Origin of the sequence: Mesorhizobium sp. M8A.F.Ca.ET.207.01.1.1 (genome assembly GCF_004794715.1) — a bacterium.
GTDB lineage: Bacteria > Pseudomonadota > Alphaproteobacteria > Rhizobiales > Rhizobiaceae > Mesorhizobium.
On sequence record NZ_SRUS01000428.1, the window covers coordinates 1 to 311 of the forward strand.

General features: G+C 70.4%; 1 pseudogene. It reads right to left on the reverse strand.

The features are described 5' to 3' along the window. Positions 1-297 (reverse strand): annotated as a pseudogene (locus EN850_RS35220) (hypothetical protein); the annotation flags it as partial. Positions 298-311 lie beyond the last annotated feature (14 nt).

A 311-nucleotide genomic window follows, 5' to 3' on the forward strand; every position in this document is an offset into this window, starting at 1 on the left:
CACCAGCCTGCGGGTCTCCGAGACCGCGACGAACCAGCAGCGTTCGCCCTCGCGCACGAACACCTGGTCCTGCGCAGCCAGCGTGCTGCGCAGTGCCGGCGCCCCGCTCGCCCCTACGTTGCGCTCGCGCGCGCGCTCCAGTGCTTCCAACAGGCGCGGTGCCTCCACCGGCTTCACCAGATAGTCCAGCGCGTTGGCCTGGAACGCGCGCACCGCGTAGCTGTCATAGGCGGTGACGAAGACCACCGCCGGCACTGCCTCCAGGCCCTCCAGCACGTCGAAGCCGCTGCCGGAAGGCATCTGCACGTCCA